The sequence below is a fragment of the Pseudomonas sp. 2995-3 genome (genome assembly GCF_002742565.1).
In the GTDB taxonomy this organism is placed as follows: domain Bacteria; phylum Pseudomonadota; class Gammaproteobacteria; order Pseudomonadales; family Pseudomonadaceae; genus Aquipseudomonas; species Aquipseudomonas edaphica.
Map to the genome: position 1 here is coordinate 1 of NZ_LJSB01000178.1, position 26,279 is coordinate 26,279.

General features: G+C 61.5%; 23 protein-coding genes and 1 tRNA gene. 10 read left to right on the plus strand and 14 right to left on the minus strand.

All coding sequences use genetic code 11. The features are described 5' to 3' along the window. Positions 1–73, minus strand: a tRNA-Glu gene (locus AOA62_RS14610). A gap of 371 nt (positions 74–444) precedes the next feature. Here AOA62_RS14610 and AOA62_RS14615 point away from each other — a divergent pair. Together AOA62_RS14615 and AOA62_RS14620 are read left to right on the plus strand one after the other, a co-directional pair. Next, complete coding sequence (locus tag AOA62_RS14615; protein WP_099549009.1) at positions 445–1,215, plus strand: hypothetical protein; 771 nt, start codon at positions 445–447, stop codon at positions 1,213–1,215. A gap of 666 nt (positions 1,216–1,881) precedes the next feature. Further along, a complete protein-coding gene (locus AOA62_RS14620; protein WP_099549010.1) occupies positions 1,882–2,694 on the plus strand; it encodes an alpha/beta fold hydrolase in 813 nt (270 codons plus the stop codon). Between the two features lie 27 nt (positions 2,695–2,721). Here the strand turns inward: AOA62_RS14620 and AOA62_RS14625 are convergent, their stop codons facing one another. The 3 genes from AOA62_RS14625 to AOA62_RS14635 form a co-directional block, all read right to left on the minus strand. Next, the gene (locus AOA62_RS14625; protein ID WP_099549011.1) at positions 2,722–4,689 is read right to left on the minus strand and encodes a methyl-accepting chemotaxis protein; all 1,968 of its coding nucleotides are present in this window, start codon (positions 4,687–4,689) and stop codon (positions 2,722–2,724) included. Positions 4,690–4,803: 114 nt separating this feature from the next. After that, positions 4,804–6,216 carry a PLP-dependent aminotransferase family protein gene (locus AOA62_RS14630; protein WP_017134452.1) on the minus strand — a complete coding sequence of 471 codons (1,413 nt, stop codon included), beginning with the start codon at positions 6,214–6,216 and terminating at the stop codon, positions 4,804–4,806. A 203-nt stretch (positions 6,217–6,419) separates the two neighbouring features. Beyond that, positions 6,420–7,181, minus strand: coding sequence for an SDR family oxidoreductase (locus tag AOA62_RS14635; protein WP_017134453.1), 762 nt, complete (start codon positions 7,179–7,181; stop codon positions 6,420–6,422). A 228-nt stretch (positions 7,182–7,409) separates the two neighbouring features. Between AOA62_RS14635 and AOA62_RS14640 the strand changes: the two genes are divergently transcribed. Continuing rightward, positions 7,410–8,417 (plus strand): NADP-dependent oxidoreductase, encoded by a 1,008-nt coding sequence (locus AOA62_RS14640; protein ID WP_017134454.1) that lies wholly within the window; start codon positions 7,410–7,412, stop codon positions 8,415–8,417. A 111-nt stretch (positions 8,418–8,528) separates the two neighbouring features. Here AOA62_RS14640 and pyrF read toward each other — a convergent pair whose 3' ends face one another. Further along, positions 8,529–9,227: an orotidine-5'-phosphate decarboxylase gene (gene pyrF / locus AOA62_RS14645; protein ID WP_017134455.1), complete on the minus strand. Its 699-nt coding sequence runs from the start codon at positions 9,225–9,227 to the stop codon at positions 8,529–8,531. A 261-nt stretch (positions 9,228–9,488) separates the two neighbouring features. On the opposite strand from pyrF, the gene AOA62_RS14650 reads away from it, so the two are divergent. Continuing rightward, entirely contained in the window at positions 9,489–10,253 is a 765-nt protein-coding gene (locus tag AOA62_RS14650) for a response regulator (protein WP_026013476.1), read from the plus strand. Further along, the gene (locus AOA62_RS14655; RefSeq protein ID WP_099549012.1) at positions 10,253–11,287 is read left to right on the plus strand and encodes a HAMP domain-containing sensor histidine kinase; all 1,035 of its coding nucleotides are present in this window, start codon (positions 10,253–10,255) and stop codon (positions 11,285–11,287) included. Before AOA62_RS14650 ends, AOA62_RS14655 begins: the two co-directional genes overlap by 1 nt. On the opposite strand, the gene AOA62_RS14660 is transcribed toward AOA62_RS14655, so the two are convergent. The 9 genes from AOA62_RS14660 to AOA62_RS14700 form a co-directional block, all read right to left on the minus strand. Continuing rightward, the gene (locus AOA62_RS14660; protein WP_099549013.1) at positions 11,284–12,345 is read right to left on the minus strand and encodes an AI-2E family transporter; all 1,062 of its coding nucleotides are present in this window, start codon (positions 12,343–12,345) and stop codon (positions 11,284–11,286) included. The genes AOA62_RS14655 and AOA62_RS14660 overlap by 4 nt on opposite strands. A 73-nt stretch (positions 12,346–12,418) precedes the next feature. Continuing rightward, positions 12,419–13,237: a DUF4892 domain-containing protein gene (locus AOA62_RS14665; protein WP_017134459.1), complete on the minus strand. Its 819-nt coding sequence runs from the start codon at positions 13,235–13,237 to the stop codon at positions 12,419–12,421. 102 nt (positions 13,238–13,339) lie between these two features. Further along, entirely contained in the window at positions 13,340–14,194 is an 855-nt protein-coding gene (locus tag AOA62_RS14670; protein WP_099549014.1) for an alpha/beta hydrolase, read from the minus strand. Continuing rightward, the gene (locus AOA62_RS14675) at positions 14,191–14,994 is read right to left on the minus strand and encodes an alpha/beta fold hydrolase (protein ID WP_099549015.1); all 804 of its coding nucleotides are present in this window, start codon (positions 14,992–14,994) and stop codon (positions 14,191–14,193) included. The genes AOA62_RS14670 and AOA62_RS14675 overlap by 4 nt, the downstream gene beginning before the upstream one ends. Positions 14,995–15,091: 97 nt before the next feature. Beyond that, complete coding sequence (locus AOA62_RS14680) at positions 15,092–15,535, minus strand: hotdog fold thioesterase (protein WP_099549016.1); 444 nt, start codon at positions 15,533–15,535, stop codon at positions 15,092–15,094. A 30-nt stretch (positions 15,536–15,565) separates the two neighbouring features. Beyond that, positions 15,566–17,215 (minus strand): AMP-binding protein, encoded by a 1,650-nt coding sequence (locus AOA62_RS14685; RefSeq protein ID WP_099549017.1) that lies wholly within the window; start codon positions 17,213–17,215, stop codon positions 15,566–15,568. A gap of 86 nt (positions 17,216–17,301) precedes the next feature. Beyond that, positions 17,302–17,751 (minus strand): phosphohistidine phosphatase SixA, encoded by a 450-nt coding sequence (gene sixA / locus AOA62_RS14690; protein ID WP_017134464.1) that lies wholly within the window; start codon positions 17,749–17,751, stop codon positions 17,302–17,304. Next, entirely contained in the window at positions 17,748–18,095 is a 348-nt protein-coding gene (locus tag AOA62_RS14695) for a DUF4389 domain-containing protein (protein ID WP_099549018.1), read from the minus strand. The genes sixA and AOA62_RS14695 overlap by 4 nt, the downstream gene beginning before the upstream one ends. Before the next feature lie 11 nt (positions 18,096–18,106). After that, positions 18,107–19,132, minus strand: coding sequence for an NAD(P)H-dependent glycerol-3-phosphate dehydrogenase (locus AOA62_RS14700; RefSeq protein WP_099549019.1), 1,026 nt, complete (start codon positions 19,130–19,132; stop codon positions 18,107–18,109). A 193-nt stretch (positions 19,133–19,325) separates the two neighbouring features. Between AOA62_RS14700 and AOA62_RS14705 the strand changes: the two genes are divergently transcribed. The 5 genes from AOA62_RS14705 to fabB all read left to right on the plus strand — a co-directional run bounded on the left by AOA62_RS14705 (position 19,326) and on the right by fabB (position 26,272). Further along, positions 19,326–21,446, plus strand: a complete 2,121-nt coding sequence (locus AOA62_RS14705) for a TonB-dependent siderophore receptor (protein ID WP_099549020.1) — start codon at positions 19,326–19,328, stop codon at positions 21,444–21,446. Between the two features lies 1 nt (position 21,447). Next, complete coding sequence (locus AOA62_RS14710) at positions 21,448–22,377, plus strand: ABC transporter substrate-binding protein (protein WP_026013477.1); 930 nt, start codon at positions 21,448–21,450, stop codon at positions 22,375–22,377. Beyond that, positions 22,374–24,275, plus strand: a complete 1,902-nt coding sequence (locus AOA62_RS14715; protein ID WP_017134469.1) for an ATP-binding protein — start codon at positions 22,374–22,376, stop codon at positions 24,273–24,275. The genes AOA62_RS14710 and AOA62_RS14715 overlap by 4 nt, the downstream gene beginning before the upstream one ends. 249 nt (positions 24,276–24,524) lie before the next feature. Next, positions 24,525–25,040: a 3-hydroxyacyl-[acyl-carrier-protein] dehydratase FabA gene (fabA, locus tag AOA62_RS14720; protein WP_003210552.1), complete on the plus strand. Its 516-nt coding sequence runs from the start codon at positions 24,525–24,527 to the stop codon at positions 25,038–25,040. An 11-nt stretch (positions 25,041–25,051) separates the two neighbouring features. Next, positions 25,052–26,272 carry a beta-ketoacyl-ACP synthase I gene (gene fabB / locus AOA62_RS14725; RefSeq protein ID WP_017134470.1) on the plus strand — a complete coding sequence of 407 codons (1,221 nt, stop codon included), beginning with the start codon at positions 25,052–25,054 and terminating at the stop codon, positions 26,270–26,272. Positions 26,273–26,279: the final 7 nt, after the last annotated feature.

Below are 26,279 nucleotides of genomic sequence, written 5' to 3' on the forward strand. Positions count from 1 at the left end.
CGTCCCCTAGGGGACTCGAACCCCTGTTACCGCCGTGAAAGGGCGGTGTCCTAGGCCACTAGACGAAGGGGACACACGTACAACATTCACTCCCTACCGCATTTCGCTGTGTGCTTTACGCTGTAAGTGGCGCGCATTCTATGGATGGATTGAAAGGTCGTCAACCCCCAAGGATAAATTTATTTAAATCAATGACTTCGCCCTGCTTTCCGGGCCCTGGCGGGCATTCTGCCCGTCCGGGCTTTGACGCCTATATTCTGGCGCCCGACAAGGCGCTATAGTTCGCCCAAGCAAATGATGGCAATGTGCATCCATGCAGGGAGCCCGCCCGGCAACGCTTACCTATATAGAAGAAACTACCTGGGCAACTGGTCGAACAGTCCTATCCGCCGGATGGTCCAGTCACTACACTCCACAGCAAACCCTATAAAAGAGGTCACACCGGTGACACCACTCATGATCACCCTGCTGGTAATAGCCGGGATCGTAATACTGATCGCCATTGGCTACATGAACCACGTGGTGGAAAACAACAAGCTGGAAAAAAAACGTACCGAGATCGAGCTCAATGATCGGCTGCGTCGGTGTGGAGAGATCACCGAGACCTTTCCTGGCCAATTGATGACCCCGGCGCTCAAGCTGCTGCTCACCCGCCTTGAGCTGAACGTCAACCAGCGTCTGCTGCTGCTCAACAAGACCAGTGCAGCACTCAAGGCGCGTATCACTGAGTTGAATGCGCTGATCGCCCAGGGCGAATCGATTCCGGTGACCAACCCGCCGGCGCCGATCCAGACTGAAGCCAAGGCCAAGGACGTGCGTTTCCTCCTTGAAGCCCTGCATGGCCAAGTTACCCGCGCGGCTCAGGATGGTTTTCTGCCGACCAACGAGGCCAAGCACTGGATCAAGGAAATTCGTCATATCCTGGTGCTGCTGCACATCGAGTTCTTCAACAACCTCGGCCAGCACGCCCTGCAACAGAACCAACCCGGCCAGGCACGCCTGGCATTCGAGCGCGGTGTGCAGTACCTGCGTAAACAGCCAGAGCCGGTGCTCTATAGCGCGCAGTTGCAATTGCTTGAGAATCAATTGGCCCGTGCTAATTCGACGGTACTGACTAACAGCAAGCCGGCTGAAGATGAGGTCAATGAGTTGACTGAAGGGCTTAAAGTTGTGGATGCGGATGCGGAGTGGAAGAAGAAAGCTATCTACGATTGATCGTTGGGGGGCGCGCGCGGTGGATGGATGGGTTGGGTACATATCCGTTGCTGCGGTAACGGCTACTTAGGGTTCCGCCCTGACGGCGGCTCACTTTTGGAAAGACCGGAATGCCGGCCCAGCCAAAAGTAAGCAAAAAGTCTTCGCCCCACCACTCGGCACCTCGCTTAGGCTCGGTGTGCCAGAACGAAGGCTTGAATCCGTGGGCCGCCTCAGATCAAAAGCAAGATCAAAAGCAGAGCACGGCGGCCTAGTAGCCGACCTGAGTGGTTAGTTCAAAAGCAAAAGCGGATTTGCATACACTGAAGAGCTGCTTTTCTGTGGGAGCTGGCTTGCCTGCGATGCAGACACCTCGGTACATCAGGCACACCGAGTTGATCCCATCGCAGGCAAGCCAGCTCCCACATTAGACCGAGTATGGCTTTGCTGTTGCTGTTGCCGAGTGTTGGGGCGAAGACTTTTTGGTTGCTTTTGTCTGGGCTGCCATTCCGGTCTTTACAAAAGTGCCCCGCTGTCAGGGCGGACTCCTAAGCCGCCGTTACCTAAATAACGGATATGCCCCCCAACGCAACACGCCACAACAAAGTGCCATCAATTTGCACCTATCCCCCCGCCCCCGACTAGCGTAAAAAAGTGCCCCTAACTCCATGAAGTCAGAGGCCTGCTATGCCTGTCGCCGTCATTGATGGACAACCGCTGCACTACGTCGACCAGGGCACCGGCCCGGTCGTTCTGCTGGGTTCAAGCTACCTGTGGGACCGCCACATGTGGGCGCCGCAAATCGAAGCCCTGTCGCAACAGTACCGCGTGATCGTCCCCGAGCTCTGGGGCCATGGTGAATCCGGCGCGCTACCGGCCCAAACCCGGTCCCTGGACGACCTGGCGCGCCAGACCCTGGCCCTGCTGGATCAGTTGGACATCCCACAGATCAATCTGGTGGGCTTGTCGGTCGGCGGCATGTGGGGCGCACGCCTGGCATTACTGGCCCCAGAGCGCATCAACAGCCTGGTGCTGATGGACACCTACCTGGGCGCCGAGCCCGAGGCCACGCGTCAGTATTATTTCTCGCTGTTCAAGATGATCGAAGACGCCGGTGCCATCCCTGAGCCGTTGCTGGATGTGATCGCACCGATCTTCTTCCGGCCAGGCATCGACCGCGAGTCGGCGCTGTACCAGGATTTCCGCCAGTCACTGCAGGCCTTCTCCAAGGAGCGCCTGCTGGACAGCATCGTGCCATTGGGCCGCCAGATCTTCAGCCGCGCCGATATCCTCGACCAACTGCACCGCCTGGACACCGACACCACCCTGATCATGTGCGGTGAGCAGGACAAGCCACGCCCACCCGCCGAATCCAGGGAAATGGCTGAGTTGATCGGTTGCAGCCTGACCCTGATTCCAGACGCCGGGCACATCTCCAGCCGCGAAAACCCGGACTTCGTCAACGAAGCCCTGCTGACCTTCCTCGCCAACAACGCCTGATCGTACGGCTCCGCCTTTGCTCATTGATCAAAGGCGGAAGTGCCCCACCATGCCCTTGAGCTCCGCCCCCAACTGCGCCAACTGAATGCTCGACGCGGCGTTGCCTTGCATGCTCAGCGCCGATTGATCGGCACTCGCGCGAATACTGGTGACACTGCGATTGATCTCTTCGGCCACCGAGCTTTGCTCCTCGGCGGCGGCGGCAATCTGCTGGTTCATCTGCTGGATCAGGGAGACGGCAGCGGCGATGCTGCCCAGCGCGCTCTCGGTTTCCAGCGCATCGCTGACGGCGAGTTTCACCAGCTCGCCGCTTTGCTGAATCTGCTGCACCGATGACTGCGCCGCACTGCGCAAAGTACTCACCAACCGCTCGATCTCCTCGGTCGATTGCTGAGTACGCTTGGCCAGCGCCCTCACCTCATCGGCCACCACCGCAAACCCTCGGCCTTGCTCGCCGGCACGGGCGGCCTCGATGGCGGCGTTAAGGGCCAGCAGATTGGTCTGTTCGGCGACACTTTTAATTACTCCCAATACCGTGCCGATGTGCTGGATTTCGGCACTGAGGCTGTCGATGCTGGCGCTGGCACTGGTGCTGGAGGACGCCAGCAATTCGATGCGTTGCAGGCTCTGACGCACCACCTGCTGGCCGCTGTCGACCTTGGCATCGGCGGTCTGCGCCGCTTGCGCGGCTTCTTCGGCGTTACGCGCCACGTCATGCACGGTGGCGGTCATCTGGTTCATCGCCGTGGCGACCTGCTCGGTCTCCTCCTTCTGGCTGCTGACCTCTAGATTGGTTTGTTCGGTGACGCTGGAGAGTGATTGCGCAGAGCTGGCCAATTGCTCTATGCCGGCCTGCAAGCCGCTGACCATCTGGCTCAAGCCATTGCCCATCTGTTGCATCGCTTGCATCAGCTGGCCAATTTCATCGCGGCGACTGACCTCCATCCGCCCGCTCAGGTCACCGGCGGCGATCCGCTGGGCCACTGCGATCACACTGCGCAGCGGCGCCACGATCAGGCGGGTAATCAGCCAGGCTGCAACCAGCCCCACCAGTAACGCCAGTGCCGAGGAACCGACGATCAGCAGCGTGCTTTTCTTCAATTGCGCCTGCATCGACTGGTCTTCGGCGGCATACGCCTGGTTGACCCGGCTGACCACCTGGTCGGCGCGGTCATGCAATTGCTTGTAGACGATTTTTTCCTGAGCCAGCAAACCGGTGTACTCACCGAGCTTTTCGCTGAAGGCCGCAATATGCCCGGACACCTCATTGAGCACGGTCTGGTAACCCGCGTCCTTGACCAAGGTTTTCAACTGCTCAACCTGCGCCAGGGCCTGGTCGGCCTGTTCGATCTTGCCCTGTTCGGCGTTGTCGGCATCGGCCTTGCGGCTCTGGTCCAGGCGTACCCGCGCCTCGTTCATGGCTTGCAGCATCAAGCGAGACACCTGGCTGACCTGCCCGGCCTGTTCGATAAACTCGGCGCCCTCCTTGCCCTGGCTTTCCTTGAGGCCATAGGCGCCATCATCGGCCAGGCCGGCTTGCAGCACATCGAGGTTATTGGCCACGCTGGAAACGGACCAACTGGCCATTTCCAAAGCCAGGTCCTTGGTCTGGGTCAACTCGACAAATTCATCGAACGCCTTGCGATACGCGGCCAACGCCTGTTCAACGTCGCCCATCACCGGCACATTGGCGGCGGACTGGGCCTTGAGCGTGGCCGCCAGGGCGGCCAGTGCATCGACGCTCTCATGCAAGGCATCAACGGCTTTGGGGTCGGCGTGCAACGCGTAGTCTTGCTCGATCAAGCGCACCTTGAGCAAGCCGCTGTTGAGCGAGGACATGGCATTGAGGCCTTCGAAACGCTGGCCAATGGTTTGCAGCGACCACACGCCAATGGCCGCCACCAGCGCCGTCAGCAGCAGCACCAGGAAGAAGCCCAAGCCCAGCTTTTTTGCCATACCGAGGTTGGCGAAACGTCGTTGCACGGCCGAAATCATTGCACTTGAATCCTCTTGCACGGGCAGATGCCAGCAAGCCTGGTTGCCATGCAGCGAGATTCGCAACGAGACGCCATTGGCACAAGACGTTGGCGTCACAATAATGGCAAAAAGCTACATGCTCGTCGTTTTCAGAATGGTTGAGGTCGATCTGGCAGGCCCCATGGCACGGAACAACTCCAAAGCCCGCTGATCAGCAGCATAGGCCACATTTATGCGCAGCCAGTCACTGTGCTCACCGCGGGGAGTGAACAGCGCCCCGCAAGACAGCAGGACACCAAGCCTGCGCGCGCACGCCTGCAACCGTGAATGATCGCCCAGGCCCGGCCGCGCCCACACAAACATACCGCCAGCAGGCACGGCAAACACCTGCCATTCCTCATCCTCCAGCACCTGCAGGGTGGCTGCCATTTGCGCATTCAAACGCTTGCGCAGGCGTTGCACCCACTTGCGGTAGGTGCCATTGGCCAGCAATGTGGCGACCACTGCTTCGGCAAACCGTGAAGTGCCGATACCGGTCAGGGTCTTGAGGCTGGCCATTTTCGCAACGATATCTGTGCCGGCACTGACGTAGCCCACGCGCAAGGCACTGCTCAGGGTTTTGGAAAAGCTTGATACGTAGATCACCCGGTCATCATGGGGCAACGCCGACAGCCGCGTGCAACTGGCGTGCTGCAGGTCGCCATAGACGTCTTCTTCAATGATCAGGAAGCCATCGCGTCGCGAAAGCTCCAGCAACCGTTCAGCCACGGCGCGACACAGGCTGGTGCCGGTTGGGTTGTGGTAGAGGCAGTTGATGAACAGGCACTTGGGACGATGCCGTAGCAGCAGTTGCTCAAGCACTGGCATGTCCGGGCCGCCCACGGTGCGCGGAACTTCCAGCAACGTGACCCCATGGCGCTCCAATTGTCGATAGAGGTTGGCGTAGCCCGGCGTCTCGACCACCACCGTATCGCCAGCCTTGAGCAGTGAGCGGATCAACAGGTCCTGTGCATGGCCGGCACCATGGGTGGTCAGGATGCGATCCAGGCAGGTGCCCACCTTTATCTGGGTCAGCCGCTTGAGCAGTTGCTCGCGCAATGCTGGCAGGCCCAATGGCGTGCTGTAGTTGAAGAGACCGGCCGTGTCGGTGCGGCTGATTTCCCGTATCGCGTAGCACAGGTCATCACTTTCACGCCATGTGTCCGGCAGCCAGCCGCAACCCAGCTTCAACTCGCCCAACGGGCCATCGACATAGGCGCCCCAGCCCAGCTCTGCACCCTCATACCAGTGGCCTTCAAGGCAAACAGGCGGCTGGGCGACCACAAATCCCGAACCTTGCCTGGACGCCAACAACCCCTGGGCCACCATTCGCTCGAAAGCCTCGATCACGCTGGACTGGCTGAGCAGGTTGTCGAGGGCCAGTTGCCGGATGGACGGCAAGCGCGTGCCGGGGCTCGCGCCGCTCTTGCGTATCCATTGCGCCACCGCGCTGACGATTTGCTGCACCACCGGTACAAGGGCTTGTCGATCGATCCCTAAATCCATGAGCCACTCACTTGAACTGTCTGTTATTCAACCCCAAACAGTTAAGCACAGAAGCTCGCTCAAGCCGGCCGCAAAAAATTATTAAAGTATTGATTTTATTGACTTATTTACCTGCTGATACACATTCTGACGAGGCCTTGTGCCAGCCATGGAAACGCCCCACAGCAGCCCCATCCTTTTCTAAGAGTGCATGGCATGGAGTCCTAGATAGCCGTTGCGCCACCATCCACCGCCAACGCTTGCCCGGTGGTAAACGCCGCCCCATCACTGCACAGGTACAGCACGGCACTGGCGATTTCCTCGACCTTGCCGATGCGCCCAACCGGGTGCATGGCGGCGGCGAACTCGGCTTTGCGCGGGTCTGCTTCATAGGCACGGCGGAACATGTCGGTGTCGATCACCGCAGGGCACACCGCATTCACGCGGATTTTCTTCTTTGCATATTCAATTGCGGCCGATTTGGTCAGGCCGATCACAGCATGCTTGGACGCCGCATAGATGCTCATCTTCGGCGCAGCGCCCAGCCCGGCTACCGAGGCGGTGTTGACGATCGCACCGCCGCCCTGGGCCAGTAACAGCGGCAGTTGATACTTCATGCACAACCACACGCCCTTGACGTTGACGCCCATGATTGCATCGAACTCATCCAGGCTGCCGTCGGCCAGCTTACCCTTCTCAATCTCGATGCCGGCGTTGTTGAAGGCATAGTCCAGGCGCCCATAGGCGGCGAGGGTCTGTGCCATCAATTGCTGTACGTCGGCATCCAGCGTGACATTGCAACGCACGAACAGCGCTTCGCCGCCCGCCTGTTGAATCAACGCAACCGTGTCCTCGCCGCCCGCCACATCCAGGTCGGCTACCACTACTCTCAAGCCTTCTGCGGCAAATGCCAGCGCGGTGGCGCGGCCAATACCGGCGGCGGCGCCGGTCACCAGGGCAACCTGGCCGGAAAACGTCATGCTCATGGGGGATGTCCTATGCAAGAAATAGCCGTGGGCCGAGTCTAGCCAAGCCGACGGCGGGCGCGTCAGCACTATCATATGGCCGGTTGGGGTTGCATGAATCGCAGTGATAAGACGCCCAGGCCAACTATCAGTCCAACCTATCGGCGGGCATTCGCAGCCACCCTTAACCTTGCCCCCAGGCCGCTGAAGGTCTATCACTCAGGGTTCACTTCTAACAGAGTCCCTGCCATGACTGCCCAGACCAACCGCCAATTCCTGCTCGCCAAACGCCCGGTCGGCGCCGCCACGCGGGAGACCTTTACCTACCAGGAAGTGCCGGTGGGCACGCCAGGTGATGGGCAAGTGCTGGTGCGCAATGAATACTTGTCCCTGGACCCGGCCATGCGTGGCTGGATGAACGAGGGTAAATCCTACATTCCACCGGTCGGCATCGGTGAAGTGATGCGGGCGCTGGGCGTGGGCAAGGTGATTGCCTCGAACAACCCGAAATTTGCCGTGGGTGATTATGTGAACGGCGCGCTGGGTGTGCAGGATTATTTCCTGGGCGAGCCGCGCGGCTTTTATAAGGTCGACCCCAAACTGGCCCCGCTGCCGCGCTACCTGTCAGCGCTGGGCATGACCGGCATGACCGCCTACTTCGCCCTGCTCGACACCGGCGCGCCCAAGGCTGGCGATACCGTGGTGATCTCCGGCGCCGCTGGCGCAGTGGGCAGCATTGCCGGGCAGATTGCCAAGCTCAAGGGTTGCCGCGTGGTGGGCATCGCCGGGGGCGCCGACAAGTGCAAGTTCCTCATTGATGAACTGGGCTTTGACGCGGCCATCGACTACAAAAGCGAAGACGTGCCCGCCGCCCTCAAGCGCGAATGCCCTAAAGGCGTGGATGTGTATTTTGATAACGTCGGCGGCGACATTCTCGACGCCGTGCTCAGCCGCCTGGCCTTGAAGGCACGGGTGGTGATCTGCGGCGCAATCAGCCAGTACAACAATAAAGAAGCAGTGAAAGGCCCGGCCAACTATTTGTCGTTGCTGGTCAATCGTGCGCGCATGGAAGGGTTTGTGGTAATGGACCACGCGGCGAACTTTGCCGCCGCCGGCATGGAAATGGCCGGCTGGATGGCCCAGGGCAAGCTCAAGAGCAAGGAAGATATTGTCGAGGGGCTGGAGACGTTCCCGGAGACGTTGATGAAGCTGTTCAACGGCGAGAACTTTGGGAAATTGGTGCTTAAAGTCAGCTGACCCGATCGTTCCCACGCTTTGCGTGGGAATGCAGCCCGGGACGCTCTGCGTCCCAAAGCGTGACGCAGAGCGTCACAAGAGGCGTTCCCACGCAGAGCGTGGGAACGATCATCAGGCGATTTCGGCGACGACTGCGGCCAGTGCCTTGGCCGGGTCCGCCGCCTGGCTGATCGGGCGACCGATCACCAGGTAGTCCGAGCCTGCATCCAGCGCCTGACGCGGCGTCAGGATACGACGCTGGTCATCCTGGGCGCTGCCCGCGGGACGAATCCCCGGGGTTACCAGTTGCAGCGACGGGTGCGCGGTCTTCAGCGCCTGGGCTTCCAGGGCCGAACACACCAGGCCATCCAGGCCAGCCTTCTGCGCCAAGGCTGCGAGGCGCAGTACCTGCTCCTGCGGCTCGATGTCCAGGCCGATGCCGGCCAGGTCTTCGCGCTCCATGCTGGTGAGCACGGTCACACCGATCAGCAAGGGTTTCGGGCCGCTGCGCTGCTCGAGCACTTCGCGGCAGGCGTTCATCATGCGCAGGCCGCCGGAGCAGTGCACATTGACCATCCACACGCCCATTTCGGCGGCGGCTTTAACCGCCATGGCTGTGGTATTGGGGATGTCATGGAATTTCAGGTCGAGGAATACTTCGAAGCCTTTGTCACGCAGAGTGCCGACGATTTCGGCGGCGCAGCTGGTGAACAGTTCCTTGCCGACCTTGACCCGGCAAAGCGCGGGGTCCAACTGGTCAGCCAGCTTCAGTGCGGCGTCACGAGTGGGGTAATCCAGGGCGACGATGATAGGAGTCTGGCAGACGGACATTGGAATGGGCTCTCAGGCAAGTCGAAATCGGCGCGGATTGTAGCGCAAGCGGCGCCGTTGCGGGATCCGATGATCGGTAAAATGCTGATCAAGCGCGCATAACCCAGTGTTTTAAGAAGATGTGTCAAGACTGATACATTCCCGACATGCCCTCAACACGCCCCGCGACTAGCCTCGCGCACATGACCGCTCGCCCGGCACTTCCAGCCATGGAGCCGGGCGCCTATGCTCAATGCAACAACCCAGGCAGATGATCGCACTATGCATACCCCTACCGTCTCTGTAAACGAAGAGCAAAAAAGCGCGGTGATCGCCGAAGACAAGCGGTGGAACACCCGCGCGCTGATCGTCGATGACGACCTGCCGATCCGCGAACTGCTGATCGACTACCTGGCCCGCTTCAATATTCTTGCCACCGGCGTCACCGACGGCACGGCCATGCGCACCGCCATGCAAGCCGAAACCTTTGATGTGGTGGTGCTCGACCTGATGCTGCCGGGCGAAGACGGCCTGTCGCTGTGCCGTTGGTTGCGCACTGAATCGGACATCCCGATTTTGATGCTCACCGCACGCTGCGAACCCACCGACCGCATCATCGGCCTGGAACTGGGCGCCGATGACTATATGTCAAAGCCGTTCGAACCGCGCGAGCTGGTGGCACGTATCCAGACCATCCTGCGCCGGGTGCGCGATGACCGCACCGAGCAGCGCGCCAACATCCGTTTCGACAACTGGCGGCTCAACAGCGTATTGCGCCAACTGGTGGCCGACGATGGCCTGGTGGTGCCGCTGTCCAACGCGGAATTTCGCTTGCTGTGGGTGTTTATCGAGCGCCCGCGCCGTGTGTTGAGCCGCGAACAATTGCTCGATGCTGCCCGTGGCCGCTCCATCGAAGCCTTTGACCGCAGCATCGATCTGCTCGTATCGCGCCTGCGCCAGAAGCTTGGGGATGACCCGAAAGCACCGCAACTGATCAAGACCGTGCGTGGCGAAGGCTACCTGTTCGACGCCCGGGATATCGGTTGATGCGCGCCACCTTCAATACGCTGTTTGGCAGGCTGTTCGGCGTATTGCTGGTGGCTATTGTGCTCGCTCATGTACTGGCCATTTTCTGGTTCCGTCATTACGGCCCGCCACCACCACGGCCCCAGGAAACCTTTGTCGAGCAACCAGACGGCACGATGAAGCCATTGGCCCGCCATCACCGCCCCTGGTACGGCGGCCCCGTGGTACCGCTGACCTTCCAGTTTATCTCGCTGATCATCGCCGCCTGGTACGGCGCCAAACTGCTGAGCCGGCCGATCCAGCGCCTGAGCGCAGCGGCCGAACGCTTGAGCCTTGACCTCGACAGCCCGCCACTCGACGAATCCGGGCCACGGGAAGCACGCCAGGCGGCATCGACCTTCAACCTGATGCAAAAACGCATCCGCGAACAAGTCAGCCAGCGCGCGCGCATGCTCGGCGCCGTCTCCCATGACCTGCGCACGCCGCTGTCACGCCTCAAGCTGCGCCTGGAGCAGATCGAAGACACCAAGCTGCAAGGCCAGATGCGCCAGGACCTGGACGACATGATCGGCATGCTCGACGCCACCTTGAGCTACCTGCACGAACAGCGCACCAGCGAGACTCGGCACTGGCTCGATGTGCAGGCGCTGGTCGAGTCCCTCAGCGAAAACGCCCAGGACCAAGGCTCGGACGTGCAGTTTTCCGGTACTTGCGTGCCTTTGCAGGTGCAACCGATGGCACTGCGTTCGTGCCTCAACAACCTGATCGACAACGCCCTGCGGTATGCCGGCACGGCGCGTATCGAGCTGGCAGACAGCCGTGGCGCCCTGGTGATCCGCGTGATCGACCACGGGCCAGGGATCGCAGCGGATAAACGCGAAGCGGTGTTCGAACCGTTCTTTCGCCTCGAAGGCTCACGCAACCGCAACTCCGGCGGCGTTGGCCTGGGCATGACCATTTCCAAGGAAGCCGTGGAGCGCCTCGGCGGCCACCTGAGCCTGGAGGAAACCCCAGGCGGTGGCCTGACGGCCGTGATGTACTTACCGAGGGCCTAAAGCGTTTTATCTTCGCGACGTTCCTGGGACTGGGTCGCGCTCCAATCCGTCAGCAGGCTGTAGGCCACCGCTAACAAGGTCGGGCCGATGAACAGGCCGATGAAGCCAAAGGCAATCAAGCCGCCAAATACGCCCAACAGCACGATCACCAGCGGCAGGTTGCCGCCTCGGCTGATCAGGTACGGCTTGAGCACGTTGTCCACGCCACTGATGATGAACGTGCCCCATACACCGAGGAACACCGCATAGGTGTAGTCGCCCTTCCATGCCAGCCAGGCCGTGGCCGGGATCCACACCAGCGGCGGCCCCATAGGGATCAGGCTGAGCAGGAAGGTGACGATGCCCAGCACCAGCGCGCCCGGCACCCCCGCAATCAGGAAGCCGATCAGCGCCAGCAGGGCCTGGGCCGCCGCCGTACCAATCACGCCGTTGACCACGCGCTGCACAGTGCCGGCCACCAACTCGATGTAGTAACCGGCGCGCTCGCCGATCAGGCGCTCCAGCAACCGATGGGCAAACATCGCCAGCCGTGGCCCATCACGGTAAAAGAAGAACACGAACACCAGGCTCAGGGTCAGCTCGAGGATACCGCCGCCAATTTGCGCACTGCGCGCCAGCAGCCAGTTACCCACCTGCCCCAGGTACGGCTTGATGCTGACCATCAGCGCCGCGCCCTGTTGGTCGATGCTGTCCCAGGTCGCCACCAGCCGCTCGCCAACAAAGGGGATCGAGTTCAGCCAGGCAGGTGCGGCGGGCAAGCCGTCAACCTGGATATCCTTGATCAGGCCGACCGCATCGCGCACATGGTCGGCCAGGTTGAACCCCAGCCACACCAGCGGCACCGCCACCAGCAACATCCAGCCCAGGGTCAGGATGCCCGCCGCGAGGGATTCGCGGCCACCCAGCCAGCGCGTGAGCAAACGCATCAGCGGCCAGCTGGCAAACGCCAGCACCGCGCCCCAGAACAGCGCCGACCAGAACGGCGCCATCACCCAGAAGCTGGCACCAAACAACACCAGCAGCAGGATTTGCACCAGTAGGCGATCGTTATTGAGCATCGGGTATCTCGAGAATAAGGCTGTAGGAAGAGAGCTTAGGCGAACGGCACGGGTCCGTTCGCCTTGATAACGGTCAGCGTATCAGATGCAGGTGCAAACCCTTAGCGTCACCGCTGCCGGTTTCCAGGCGGGCAGCCCGCACACCGCTGTCGATCAGGCCCTGGCGCCAGGCTTCGGCGGTCGGCCCGGTGAGGCTCACGCGCAAGGTGGCGTCGAGGTTCAAGCCACGGGAAATCAAGGTCAGCCAAGTGGCGTCAGGCGCGCTGCCGAGTGCCGGAAAATCCAGCTCGCCGGTGCTTTTCAGCTCGCGCAGCAAGGTCGCCGAAGTGGGCAGCAAGTCGCCCAACGGCGCCCCGGCGTCCAGTTGTTCTACATGCAGATAAGCCCGGCGGTTGCCGCGCGTAATGCCATATAGCGCCACCAGCGAATTGTCTTGCGGGGCGGCCAGGCGCAGCAGCAGGTATTCCTGCTGGCCGTCGGCGCCGACCAGCTTGGCATTGCCGAACACTTCATTGGCCCACAGGCTGCTTTCGCCGCAATCACGCGCCTGGCACCAGAACAACAGCTGCGCGCCCTTGGCCTGCAGCGCTTCGCGCGTCGCGGTAAATGCGGCGCTGGAGGTGTGCTCGGCAGGCAGCTCATAGGTGATTGCAGTGGTTTGGCCGCGCGCCGTAGCCTGGCCTTCGTAGCGCAACTGGCCGCTGATCTTGCGGATCGCGCCCATGGGGTAGATGCGTTCTTTTTCTTCGGCGGGGCGATAATCGACGATTTGCGCGTCGACCTGACGGGCCACGGTCGGCAGATCCTGGCTGCCTGGCACATCGGCGGCGAACACCAAGGGGCTGAAACAGCACAGCCCGAGGACACGGAGACATTCTTTACGCAGGCTCATCGGATGATTGAGCCCTGGCCATCGAAGTGCGCAGCGGTGTTGAGTTCGTACATGGTTGACTCCCTTTCAATCCGCCCAGCGTCGGCAGTTGACCCCGCCAAGTCAAGGCATGGAGAAAAACCGATTGAAACAGTCTGCAACAAGGATCGCGCCGGGCTCATCATTAAGGTGTAAATGATGGCCGCCCGGCAGCGTGTTCACCGTAAAAGGTAGCTGAGAAAGCAATTCGGAATGTTTCGCCAGCATGCCGTCAGCCGCGACGACCAATTGTGTAGGGCAACCCACACGTCGCACGAAAGCCATCGCCTGTTCATCGGTCAGGCGCATCGGCGACGCCAGGGTCAAGCGTGCATCGGTGCGCCAGGTATAGCCGCCCGGCACGGGCATCAAACCGCGCTGGGCCAGCAGTTCAGCGGCTTCACGGCTGACCGCCACTACACCTTTCATGCGCGCTTCGACGGCTCGATCCAAGGTGCTGTAGACAGGTTTGCGCTTGTCTTGCAGGCTCAATTGCGCCTGCAACGCCATGCCGAGGCGCTCGGCGGCGTTCTCGCCAGCGGCGGTCGGCGGGATCACGCCGTCGATCAACCCCAGGTGTGTGACGCGTTCCGGCAGCGCTCCGGCCAACACCAGGGAAACGATGGCGCCAAGGGAATGGCCAAGTAATGCAAAACGTTTCCAGCCCAGTTGTTCAGCCACTTGCAGCACATCAAACACGTAATCCCACAAGGCGTAGCCGGCCCCGGCAGGCCGATGCGCCGAGTGCCCATGCCCGGCCATGTCCAGCGCAACGATGCGCAAACCCGCAAGCTTGGGTGCCAGCCGCGCAAAGCTGTTGGCGTTGTCCAGCCAACCATGCAAGGCGATCACCGGCAGGCCGTCTTCAGGCCCGAACAAATGCGCGGCCAATTCGATATGCGGCAGGCTCAGGCGCACTTCTTCGACGGGGTTGCTCATGCGCAGCTGCGCTCACGGGCTTCCCAGCGGGAAAACAGGTTCTTGATCAACGTCGCGGTGTCCTGAGGGCGTTCGAGAGGGAACATATGGCCGCCGGGCATGGTGAGCATTTCACCCATGGGCAGACGATCGACACCACTGGCATGGTGACGCATCACCACCCGGCTCTGACGCCCGCGCACCACCGCCAGCGGCACCTTCAGCTGGCGAACCTGGCCTGGGCTGGTATGGGGCACGCCTCGGTAGATACTGATTTCGGTGGCCGGGTCAAAGCGCAAGCGCAGGCGATCGCCCACCTGTTGCAGGCCGTGTTGCAGGTACGCGTCAAAGCACTCCGGGTCGAAGCCGCGAAACAGCGTTTTGCCAGCGAAGTAGCTGCGTGCGGCGGCCAGGTCGCTGAATTCTTCACGCCGGCCCAAGGTGCGCCCCGCCGGGGTCAGGCGGTCTATAAAGCCAAAACGTTTGGCAGCGCGAATTACCCAGCGGTCAGCGCGGGTCAACACCGGCGAATCAAGCATCACCACACCACGGTACAGCTGCGGGCGGCGCATGGCCGCGTGCAAGTGCAGCACGCCGCCCAAGGAATGGCCCACGCCCCACACCGGTTCCGGTTGCTGTTCCAGGTGATGGATCAGCTCATCCACCAGGTTCTGCCAGTTGTCATCCACCGGAAACCTGGGGTCGTGACCGTGCTGCGGCAAATGCGCCACCGCGTACTCCGGGGCCAGGGCGGCAAACAACTTGCCGTAAGTGGCCGAAGGAAAGCCATTGGCATGGGCAAAAAACACGTGCTGCGACATACAGGATCCATCTACGGGAACAGAAGTGAATTGTCACCAGCCTTGAGCCGTACAGCAATGACTGTAACCGCCAGGAATGATGACACTCACGCCACGCCTATCGTACGGGTGGGTTCTCGCCCAACGGCACCACGGCCATGGTCAGGCGCGACACACAGCTGGCTTTGCCATCGTCGCTGGTCAAGCGAATGTCCCACACCTGAGTGGTACGGCCGATATGAATCGCCCGTGCTACCGCCCTCACCCGCCCGCTGTGCACACCACGCAAGTGGTTGGCGTTGACCTCAAGGCCCACGCAATAGAACTTGCTGGCATCAATGCACAGGTAAGCCGCCATGGAGCCAACGCTTTCGGCCAGCACCACCGACGCACCGCCGTGCAGCAGGCCGTACGGCTGGTGGGTGCGATGGTCGACCACCATGCTCGCGGTCAGCGACTCGTCGTCGAAGCTTTCGAAACGGATATCCAGCAGTTCACCGATGGTGTTTTTCTGGATGGCGTTGAGTTGCTCGATATTCGGTTGGGTGCGCCACAAGCTCATGAAGTCGTCCTTATTGGTTTTATTACGGTCCTAATCCTGCCACACAATCGGCTCACTGCGTTCGCTCCAAGCCGAAAATTGTGCACCGTAAGTCGACTCGATCACGTTGCGTTTTATCTTTAAGGTCGGCGTCAAAAAGCCGTTTTCCACCGCCCAGTTGTCTTTGACCACCACCAGTTGGCGCAAGCGTTCATGCTTGTCCAATGCGCCGTTGACCTGTTCCAGCCAGCGTTCCAGGCTGCTGCGCAGTGCCTGCCGGTCCTGGCTGCCAGCCGACAATACGCATAAGCCCATCGGCGCCAGCAAGCCATCGCCGACTACACACACCTGTTCGATGCGTGCATGTTCAGCCAGGCGGTTTTCGATCGGCGCCGGGGCCACGTACTTGCCCTTGCTGGTCTTGAAGATCTCCTTGAGGCGCCCGGTCAGGCGCAGGCGGCCGGCGGCGTCCTGCTCACCCTTGTCGCCCGTGCGCAGGAAGCCATCGTCAGTGAGGGTTTCGGCGGTTTTCTGCGGGTCCTTGAAGTAGCCGAGCATGGTCGCGCCACTGCGCACCTGCACTTCACCCGTCAAGTCGATGCGCACTTCGACGCCAGGGCACGGCAGGCCGATCCAACCCAGCGTTTGTTGGCCAGGGCGGCACACATGGGAATAGCCGCAGCTTTCGGTCATGCCATACACCTCCAGCACATCCAGGCCCAGGCGTTGATACCAGCGCAGCAAGGCTTCTGGCACCGGGGCGGCGCCGGACAGCGCGATGCGCAGTGCATCCAGGCCCAGCCCGGCCAGCACTTTGTGCCCAACACGTTTGCCGATAAAGGGCAGTTTCAGCAAGGTATCGAGGCGTTTTTGCGGGATTTTGGCATAGACGCCCATCTGGAACTTGGTCCAGATACGCGGCACGCCGAACAAGGCTGTGGGCCGCGCCCGGCGCAGGTCGGTCAGAAAAGTCTCGAGGTTTTCGGCGAAAAACACGGTTTGCCCGGTATAGATCGAGGCCAGCTCGACAAACATGCGCTCCGCCACATGGCACAGCGGCAAGTACGACAGCAGCCGGTCGCCCTCGCCCAAGCCAAATATCTCTGTGCCGCGCGTGGCCGCAAATCCAAGGGCGCCAAAGGTTTGCATCACGCCTTTGGGCAGGCCGGTCGTGCCGGAGGTGTAGACGATGGTTGCCAGGCTTGCGGCATCCGGCGCGGGGTTGTCCTGGATCGACGCATTGGCTTGCAGGTCTGCCCAGCTGAAATCAAAGTCGCCGGCCGGGCACAACGGCAAGCTGATGGTCGGCAACCCGGCCGGGATGCCGGGCGCCATCGCAGGCCAGTCATCCAGCTTGCCGATCAGCACCAGCGCCGCCTCGGAATGCGTAAGCACATGGTTGACGGACTCGGCCGTGAGGTTGGGGTACAACGGCACCGACACATGCCCGGCCATCCAGATCGCCAGGTCGGCAATGATCCAGTGCGCACAGTTTTTCGAGATCAGGGCAATGTGCGAGCCTTGGGGCAATTCCCGGGCGCGCAGCCAATGCGCGGCGCAACGGGCCTGATGGCCGACATCGCCCCAGGTGAGCGTCTGCACCTCGCCGCCGCCGATGGGTTGCACCAGAAAGGGTTTGCGCGGGTGTCGCGCTTCACGTTCGAAGAAGACCTGCAACGGCAAACGAAAAGCGACAGGCATGGGACGCGCTCCTTTGTGATCCGATGATAGCCAACCAAGCACTTGCTTGGTTGACTATATAGCACACAAAGTCGCGATTGCTTTTCCTACGGATGCTTCACACTGACCAGGCTCATCAGCCCTGCCAGCGGAAAATCGCCTTCCAGCTCCGCCAGGCTGGCGGTGTGCATCGGCTCTGGCTGGCGCTGGTGACCATGCTGCAAAAAGCTGATCAGGCTGCCCACCAAGGGTTGGTGGCTGACCAGCAGCACGTTGTCATCGGTGTCGAGCTTTTCCAGCACTTGCAGCGGGTTGCCCTCAGGCGTCAACCACGGCACCGTGCGCACCTGCGGCTCGAACCCCAGTGCACCACGCACCAACTGCGCCGTCTGCTGCGCCCGCACATAAGGGCTGGCGATAATTGCACTGATGGGCTGACCAATCAGATGCGCAGCACTGCGCAACACTTCACCACGGCCATGCTCGGTGAGGTTGCGCTCGGCGTCGGTGCGCGCATGCCCTTCGGCTTCACCGTGACGCAAAATCCATAGCTTCACAGCTTTGGCTCCTCATCACGCGCCGGGTGCGGCGCGGGTGGCACGCTGTGGGCGGCTTCGCCTTCGGGTGCGCGTGGGGTTGGCCAATCGGCAAACGGCCAAGGTTTCTGTTCAGTATGAAAGCTGCCGAAACGGCCGATCTGCGCCAGGAACTGGCTGAGGCTGTCGCCAAAGTTCATCAGGCCCAGGTTCGGCGCGCCGTAGATCAGGCGATAAATCAGCTGCACCACCACCAGCGCACCGAGCAGGAACTGCGCCACTTGCCACACCAGGGCAAACACCAGCATCCACAGGACGCGCAGCAGGATGGACTCGTATTTTGGGGTGTCTTTAGGATCGTTCATGTGCGCGTTCCTCAGTTGAAACCGCTGGTGGAAATGAAGTCGACGTCAGTCTTGGGCTCGGCGCGCATCAGCACCTCGATCACCTGGTCCAAGGTGCGCCCTTCAAACAGGATCGCATGCAGGCCGGCGACCAGCGGCATGTACACACCGACTTCCTGGGCCTTGGCCTTCAACACCTTGAGGGTGTTGACGCCTTCGGCGACTTCGCCCAGGCGCGTGACCGCGTCTTCCAGGCTCAGGCCCTGGCCGAGGGCGAAGCCGACTTGATAGTTGCGGCTTTTGGGCGACGAGCAGGTGACGATCAAGTCACCTACGCCGGCCAGCCCGAGGAAGGTCATCGGGTTGGCGCCCTGGTTCACGGCAAAGCGGGTCATCTCCGCCAGCGCGCGGGTGATCAGCATGCTTTTGGTGTTCTCGCCCATGCCCAGCGCCACGGCCATGCCGGCGATGATCGCGTAGACGTTTTTCAGCGCCCCGCCCAGCTCGACGCCAAAGCGGTCGCCACTGGCGTAGACGCGGAAGGTACGGCCATGCAGCACGGCCTGCACACGTTCGCACAGTGCTTCGTCTTCACTGGCCACCACCGTGGCGGTCAGCGCGTGCTCGGCGACTTCCCGTGCCAGGTTCGGCCCGGACAGCACGCCGATGCGCGCCTGCGGGGCGATCTCGGCGAGGATTTCGCTCATCAGCTTGAAGGTCTGCGCCTCAATGCCTTTGGTCAGGCTGACCAGCAGCTTGCCGGCCAGGCGTTCAGCGTGGGGCGCCAACACCGAGCGCAAGGCGCTGGAAGGCAGCGCGACAAAGCACAGGTCACAGTCGGTCAGCGTGGCCAACAGGTCGGTGACCGGCTCCACCGCCGGATGAATCTTGATGCCTTTAAGGTAACGGGGGTTTTCCCGATGCACGCGGATGGCCTCGGCCTGCTCGGGATCACGCATCCACTGGCGCACCGCGTGGCCGTTCTCAGCCAGCAGGTTAGCCACGGCGGTACCAAAACTTCCGCCTCCCAGGACCGCAATAGGGCGCTGTTCAGTCATATGCAATCCGTTAATCCTTACATGGCGATGGCGGCATTATACGGGGCGACCCGCTTGCGGCCAGCCCCCGCGTCAATTCGTGCGCTTGTCGGAAAATGCCACACTTGTGTGAAGTAATTGCAAGTCCCACGACTGGCAAATGGCCCCACCTCAGTTAACATGGGCGGCTATCCGTAATTATCAAGGCTGCACCGTGCATCTGGGCCATCCTCCTCGCTCATCTCTGTTGCTGATATTGCTGTGCAGCACAGCTGCGCTGGCGGATGACCTGTTTCTCGACAGCCAGCCACTGCCGCAAGTGTTGACCGCCACACGCCTCAAGCAATCGGCCGCGGCCGTGCCCGGCAGCATGACAGTGATCGACAGCGAGCTGATCAAGGCCAGCGGCGCACGCGACATCGCCGAACTGCTGCGGCTGGTGCCGGGGATGATGGTCGGCTACACCACCGGCAACCAGGCGGCGGTGAACTACCACGGCACCAGCGCCAGCGACGCGCGACGCATGCAGGTGTTGATCGACGGGCGCTCGGTGTACCGCGCGGGCCTGGCCACCGTGGACTGGAGCGACATCCCGGTGGCCATGGAAGATATCGAGCGCATCGAGGTGTTCCGTGGCCCCAACACCGTCAGCTACGGCGCCAACGCACTGATGGCGGTGGTCAATATCCTCACGCGCTCACCGGCCAACAGCCACGGCTCGCGGATTAAAGTCATCCGTGGCCAACGCGGCATCAACGACTATTACGCCAGCCAGGGTGTGGGCTGGGAAACCGGTGACTTGCGCCTGTCCTTGTCCGGCCAGCAGGACGATGGCTTTGACAGCGACGCCGTCGGTGCCGACCGTCGTGACGGCCGCCGCCTCAACCGCTTCAGCCTGGCGGTGAGCCAGACCCTGAATGCGCAACAGAGTCTCGATTGGCAATTTGACGCCAAGGAAGGCACCAACCAGCGTCCTTATACCTACCTGCCGGTGTTCGCCGGGATTACCGAAGGCGGCACCAATTCCGATGCCGTCGCCAAGGACTATGCCGGGTCGTTGCGCTGGAACTTCGACTTCAACCCCGAACACAGCCTGTACATTCAAGGCTCGGCCCAGCAATGGGACCGCCAGCAGGTCTGGAAAGCCTGTGACGCCAAGGTCTCGTTCAGCCCGGAACTGACGCAGTTGTGGCAGTTGAACCCCAACTATGCCGAACGGTTGGCGCGGCACATGGACACCTACAGCCAGGGCGTTGCACCACCCGGCAGTGCCGCCGAACAAACGCTGGGCAACCAGGTGCTCGACCAGTGGCGCAACGGCGCTAACCAAAGCGTGTGCGGCGACATCGACCAAAGCACCCGCGAAAGCCGCTACGACCTGGAGATTCAGGACACCCTGAGCCTGTCCGATAGCCTGCGCCTGGTCAGCGGCATGAACTACCGTTACGACCGCGCCGACTCCGACACCTACTTCAACGGCACCCTAGACGACACCACCTGGCGCTTGTTCGGCCACCTGGAATGGCGCGCCAGCGAACACTGGCTGCTGCAAGGCGGCGCCATGTACGAAGACACCCACCTGAGCGGCAACTCGCTGACGCCACGGGTGGCGGTCAACTACCTGATCAACCCGCGCCACGGCTTGCGGGCGGTGTACTCCGAGGCGATTCGCTCGCCGGACATGTTCGAGAACAACGTCAACTGGAGCTACCGCGTCACCAATTTGAGTTCCCCGACCTACGGGCAGAACTCCGGGCAATATTTTGTGGTAACGCGAGGCCCCGGCAACCTCGATAAAGAGTTGATGCGTTCACGAGAGCTGGGCTACAACGGCTTCTTTGCCGATTTCGGGTTGAATGTCGACGTGAAACTGTTCTACGACGAAATCACCGAGATGATCAGCTCGCCGCTGCGCAACAACCAATACATTGCCAGCAACGCCAACAGCGCACGGTTCACCGGCGCCGAATCGCAGTTCGACTGGCGCATGAGCAATACCGACCGTCTGCGCCTGACCTATGCTTACGTCGACGCCGCTTCCAGCAACCCGCTGGACAAGGCGCAAACCGCGCGCAACAGCGGCTCGGCCGGTTGGCTGCGCGAGTGGGGCCACGGCTGGTCCAGTGCGCTGTTCTACTATGGCGACGATGCGCTCAACCAATATCGCTTCGAACGGGTCGACCTGCGGGTGGCCAAGCGCATTGCCCTGGGCAAAGCCAATGTGGAGCTGGCCGGCATGTTGCAACAACGCCTCGATAACCAGCCCACCACCTGGGCCGATAACAACTACGACAGTCGCCATGTCCTGTATTTCAGCGCGGAGCTGGAATTCTGACATGGGCGCTCAGTCACGGATGACCCCCTTCTTTATCTCTCGGCTCTGGCGCCGCGCCTTGCTGCTGGTGTGCCTGTTGCTGACCGCGCCGGCGTGGAGCGCCGATATCCTGTTGACCGCCGCCGAAGACGGTGCCGGCGTTCAGGCATTTACCCAGGCCCTCGCCCAGCAACGCCCCGAAGACCAGGTGAGCTTTGTCCCGCTCAAAGACTTGCCCGCGCCGAGCCAGTTGCCGCCCGGCACGCGCCTGATCCTGCTTGACCTGCCCGGCCTCGACTGGCGCCTGCAGGATGACCAGGGACCGCCGACCCTGGTGTTGCGCATCAGCCGCTTACAGGCACGCCAGCGCCTGGGCACCACCCACCCGGCAAAAATCAGCCTGTTGTGGAGCGACCCGCCGCTGGCACGCCAACTCAAGCTGATCGCCAACATCCTGCCGCAGGCCCAACGCATCGGTGTGCTCTATGGCAGCGACAGTGAGTTCCTGCTGCCGGAGTTGCGCGAGTATGCAGCGCCCATGGGCCTGGAAATCGTGGCGCAACGCTGGGACAACATTAACGACAGCCGCCCGTTGCAAAACCTGCTCAAGAACAGTGACGTGCTGCTCGGGCTCGACGACCCGCAGTTGTACAACCCGAAAACCGTGAAGAACCTGTTGCTCAGCAGCTACGCCCAGCAACTGCCGCTGGTGGGGCCCAACGCCGGGTTCGTCAAGGCCGGCAGCCTGGCCAGCACCTACAGCGACCAGGCCGACTGGCTGGCGGTGCTCGACCGGCTGCTGGATCATCCGCCAGCCAACTGGCCACGCAGCCTGTACCCGCAACACTTCAAAGTCGTGGGCAACCCGCAGGTCGCGCGCTCACTGGGGATCGAACAGGTGGACGAAACCGCCGTCGCCGCCCGCCTGGCCGAAGGAGAAAAACGCCCATGACCTTGCGCCGTCGTTGGGACATCAACACCCGCACCCAGCTCATCACCCTGGGCCCGGCGCTGTTGCTGACCTTGCTGTTGATCAGCTTCTTTACCTTCGTGCGTATCCAGGACCTGCGCCAGGAACTCGACCACACCGGCCAGTTGATCGCCAACCAACTGGCCCCGGCCACGGAGTACGGGGTGATTTCCGGCAACAACGATGTGCTCGAAAGCCTGCTGCGTGCCACGCTGGCCACCCCGCATGTGCGCTTCCTGGAGATTCAGGACAGCACTGAGAACATCCTGGTGTACGTCGAACAACCTTCGGAAAAACACGACCGTTCGCTGTCGGTGAAAGTGTTCCAGGCGCCCATCCGCTTACAGCATATCCAGCTGGGCAATGACTTTTTCCAGGACAACCTCAACGAACCCAAGGCGCCGCGTGCCGATTACCTGGGCCGGGTGATCGTCGGCATGTCCAACGACGCCTTCAGCCAGCGCCAGCAGGAGATTCTGTTCAAGGCCGGCATCCTCGCACTGTTCGCCCTGCTGTTTACCTTCCTGCTCGCGCGACGCCTGGCCGCGAGCCTGTCGCAGCCGATCAGCGCCATGGGCCACGCGGTAAAAGCCATCCAGCAAGGCGACTACAAGACACCGCTGCCGATTGTCGATGATTCGGAGCTGGGCGACTTGTCGCGGCACATCAACAACCTCGCCGAAGGCCTTAACCAGGCCAGCCGCGAACAGCACCAGGCCATGGCCCAGTTGATCCAGACCCGCGAAGAAGCCGAACGGGCCAACAACGCCAAGTCGGACTTCCTGGCGATGATGAGCCACGAGTTGCGCACGCCCATGAACGGCGTGCTGGGTATGCTGCAACTGCTGGAAACCACCGAGATGACCGAGGAGCAGACCGAGTACGCGGCGCTGGCCTCGGAGTCCACCGAGCACCTGCTTAAAGTCATCAACGACATCCTCGATTTCTCACGTATCGAACGCGCCGCGCTGGAGCTGGAACATATCGCCTTCAACCTGGCGGACCTGATCAACAGTTGCGCCCAGGCCTTCCAGCACAGCGCACAGCAACGTGGCCTGAGCCTGGAATTACCGATTCCGCTGGGCATGGACGCCTTGCGCGTGAGGGGTGACCCGACGCGTATCCGCCAAATCCTGGTGAACCTGATCGGTAACGCGCTCAAATTCACCGAGCACGGCAGCGTCACCGTCGAGCCCCATTGGCAAACTCTCGACCATGAACTGGTGTGGTTCACCTGCACGGTGCGCGACAGCGGCATCGGGATTTCCGCTGAACGCCTGGAGCTGATGTTCGATGCGTTCCAGCAGGCTGACAGTTCCATTTCCAGACGTTACGGCGGCACCGGCCTGGGCCTGCCTATTGCTCGCACGCTGGCCGAACGAATGGGCGGCACGTTGCGCGCGCAAAGCCAGGAAGGCCGTGGCTCGGTATTTACCCTGGAAATTCCACTGGCCATCGACCAGCACAGCTTGCCGGCGATCGCCCTGGACGCCGAGGGCAAGGCCAGCGCGGGTGATGGCCGCCATGTGTTGCTGGTGGAAGACAACCCGGTCAACCGCACCGTGGTCGAGGCCATGTTGCGCAGCCTGGGCTTTGAAGTGAGCCTGGCCACCGATGGCGCCGAGGCAATCCGCAGCGCCGAGAGCCTGATTTTTACCGCGATCCTGATGGATTGCCGCCTGCCGCTGATCGACGGCTACGAAGCCACCCGGCGGATTCGCCAACTGCCCGGCTGCGCCGACCTGCCGATTATCGCGTTGACGGCCAACGCCTTGCAGGGCGATCGCGAAGCCTGTCTGGCAGCCGGAATGAACGATTACCTGGCCAAGCCGTTCAAACGCACGGATTTGCAGCAAATACTGCAGCGCTGGGTGCAATAGCGCCGCGCCATCAACCAACTGCGACTGGCGCGAGAGACGAAAGTGCGGCAGTCTTAGGCACCCAAACGGGCCGATAAACAGGCTCGGTTTAAAATTTCAGTGAACAAGTGTACATTGAGTACCTTGACGCTGTGACTTTCACTACAACGCAATAGTCTATGTGTAGGCTGCCGGTATGAGGCATGAACGCTTCATTCGGTCCGGGAAGATTTACCCTGCCCTGCCGCATGGGATTATTGAGGAGCTCGCATGACCAAACAAAACGCCTTTACTCGGGAAGACCTGCTGCGCTGCAGTCGCGGTGAGCTGTTCGGCCCAGGTAACGCGCAACTGCCCGCCCCGAACATGCTGATGGTGGATCGCATCACCCATATCAGCGAAGAGGGTGGCAAGTACGGCAAAGGTGAATTGGTCGCCGAGCTGGATATCACCCCTGACCTGTGGTTCTTCGCCTGCCATTTCGAAGGCGACCCTGTGATGCCGGGCTGCCTGGGCCTTGATGCCATGTGGCAACTGGTGGGTTTCTACCTGGGCTGGCAAGGCCTGCCAGGTCGCGGCCGCGCCCTGGGTTCGGGCGAAGTGAAGTTCTTTGGCCAGGTCCTGCCGACTGCCAAGAAAGTCACCTACAACATTCAAATCAAGCGCGTCCTCAAGGGCAAGCTGAACCTCGCTATCGCCGACGGTTCGGTGACTGTCGACGGTCGCGAGATCTATACTGCCGAAGGCCTTCGGGTCGGCGTATTCACTTCCACTGACAACTTTTAAGGGTTATCCGCATGCGCCGCGTCGTTATCACTGGTCTGGGCATTGTTTCTTGCCTGGGCAATGACAAAGAGACCGTCACCGCTAACCTGCGTGCAAGTCGCCCTGGCATCCGCTTCAACCCGGAATATGCCGAAATGGGTCTGCGTAGCCAGGTTTCCGGCTCCATTGACCTGCCCCTCGAAGAACTGATTGATCGCAAGATCTATCGCTTCGTCGGCCACGCTGCCGCTTACGCTTACCTGGCCATGAAAGACGCCATTGCCGATTCCGGCCTGAGCGAAGACCAGGTTTCGAACGTACGCACCGGCCTGATCGCCGGCTCCGGCGGCGCATCGACCCTCAACCAGATGGAAGCGCTGGACATCCTGCGCGAAAAAGGCGTGAAACGCGTTGGCCCGTACCGCGTAACGCGGACCATGGGCAGCACTGTTTCGGCCTGTCTGGCCACCCCGTTCCAGATCAAGGGTGTGAACTACTCGATCTCCTCTGCCTGCGCCACCAGTGCTCATTGCATCGGTACTGCGGTCGAGCAGATCCAGCTGGGCAAGCAGGACATCGTTTTCGCCGGCGGCGGCGAAGAAGAACATTGGAGCCAGTCGTTCCTGTTCGACGCCATGGGCGCGCTGTCCACCCAGTACAACGAAACCCCGGAAAAGGCCTCCCGCGCCTACGACGCCAAGCGTGACGGCTTCGTCATCGCCGGCGGTGGCGGCATGGTGGTGGTCGAGGAACTGGAACACGCTCTGGCCCGTGGTGCAAAAATCTACGCGGAAATCGTCGGCTACGGCGCTACTTCCGACGGCTACGACATGGTTGCGCCGAGCGGCGAAGGTGCCATTCGTTGCATGCAGATGGCCATGTCCACCGTGGACACCCCAATCGACTACCTGAACACCCACGGCACTTCGACTCCGGTCGGCGATGCCAAGGAAATGGAAGGCGTGCGTGCGGTATTCGGTGACAAGGCTCCGGCCATCAGCTCCACCAAGAGCCTGTCGGGTCACTCCCTGGGCGCCGCCGGCGTTCACGAAGCGATCTACTGCCTGCTGATGATGGAAGGCAACTTCATGGCCGGCTCGGCCAACATCGACGAGATCGACCCGGTCGTCGCCGATATGCCGATCCTGACCAAGACCGTTGAAAACGCAAAAATCGACACCGTGATGAGCAACAGCTTCGGCTTCGGTGGCACCAACGCCACCCTGGTACTGAAACGCTGGCAGGGCAAGTAAGCCCCGC

Bases quoted from the DNA above. Each gene is read 5' to 3' on its own strand.
- AOA62_RS14620 (WP_099549010.1), top strand. From the start codon at position 1,882: ATGCCTGTCGCCGTCATTGATGGACAACCGCTGCACTACGTCGACCAG.
- AOA62_RS14625 (WP_099549011.1), bottom strand. From the start codon at position 4,689: ATGATTTCGGCCGTGCAACGACGTTTCGCCAACCTCGGTATGGCAAAA.
- AOA62_RS14630 (WP_017134452.1), bottom strand. From the start codon at position 6,216: ATGGATTTAGGGATCGATCGACAAGCCCTTGTACCGGTGGTGCAGCAA.
- AOA62_RS14635 (WP_017134453.1), bottom strand. From the start codon at position 7,181: ATGAGCATGACGTTTTCCGGCCAGGTTGCCCTGGTGACCGGCGCCGCC.
- AOA62_RS14640 (WP_017134454.1), top strand. From the start codon at position 7,410: ATGACTGCCCAGACCAACCGCCAATTCCTGCTCGCCAAACGCCCGGTC.
- pyrF (WP_017134455.1), bottom strand. From the start codon at position 9,227: ATGTCCGTCTGCCAGACTCCTATCATCGTCGCCCTGGATTACCCCACT.
- AOA62_RS14650 (WP_026013476.1), top strand. From the start codon at position 9,489: ATGCATACCCCTACCGTCTCTGTAAACGAAGAGCAAAAAAGCGCGGTG.
- AOA62_RS14655 (WP_099549012.1), top strand. From the start codon at position 10,253: ATGCGCGCCACCTTCAATACGCTGTTTGGCAGGCTGTTCGGCGTATTG.
- AOA62_RS14660 (WP_099549013.1), bottom strand. From the start codon at position 12,345: ATGCTCAATAACGATCGCCTACTGGTGCAAATCCTGCTGCTGGTGTTG.
- AOA62_RS14665 (WP_017134459.1), bottom strand. From the start codon at position 13,237: ATGAGCCTGCGTAAAGAATGTCTCCGTGTCCTCGGGCTGTGCTGTTTC.
- AOA62_RS14670 (WP_099549014.1), bottom strand. From the start codon at position 14,194: ATGAGCAACCCCGTCGAAGAAGTGCGCCTGAGCCTGCCGCATATCGAA.
- AOA62_RS14675 (WP_099549015.1), bottom strand. From the start codon at position 14,994: ATGTCGCAGCACGTGTTTTTTGCCCATGCCAATGGCTTTCCTTCGGCC.
- AOA62_RS14680 (WP_099549016.1), bottom strand. From the start codon at position 15,535: ATGAGCTTGTGGCGCACCCAACCGAATATCGAGCAACTCAACGCCATC.
- AOA62_RS14685 (WP_099549017.1), bottom strand. From the start codon at position 17,215: ATGCCTGTCGCTTTTCGTTTGCCGTTGCAGGTCTTCTTCGAACGTGAA.
- AOA62_RS14695 (WP_099549018.1), bottom strand. From the start codon at position 18,095: ATGAACGATCCTAAAGACACCCCAAAATACGAGTCCATCCTGCTGCGC.
- AOA62_RS14700 (WP_099549019.1), bottom strand. From the start codon at position 19,132: ATGACTGAACAGCGCCCTATTGCGGTCCTGGGAGGCGGAAGTTTTGGT.
- AOA62_RS14710 (WP_026013477.1), top strand. From the start codon at position 21,448: ATGGGCGCTCAGTCACGGATGACCCCCTTCTTTATCTCTCGGCTCTGG.
- AOA62_RS14715 (WP_017134469.1), top strand. From the start codon at position 22,374: ATGACCTTGCGCCGTCGTTGGGACATCAACACCCGCACCCAGCTCATC.
- fabA (WP_003210552.1), top strand. From the start codon at position 24,525: ATGACCAAACAAAACGCCTTTACTCGGGAAGACCTGCTGCGCTGCAGT.
- fabB (WP_017134470.1), top strand. From the start codon at position 25,052: ATGCGCCGCGTCGTTATCACTGGTCTGGGCATTGTTTCTTGCCTGGGC.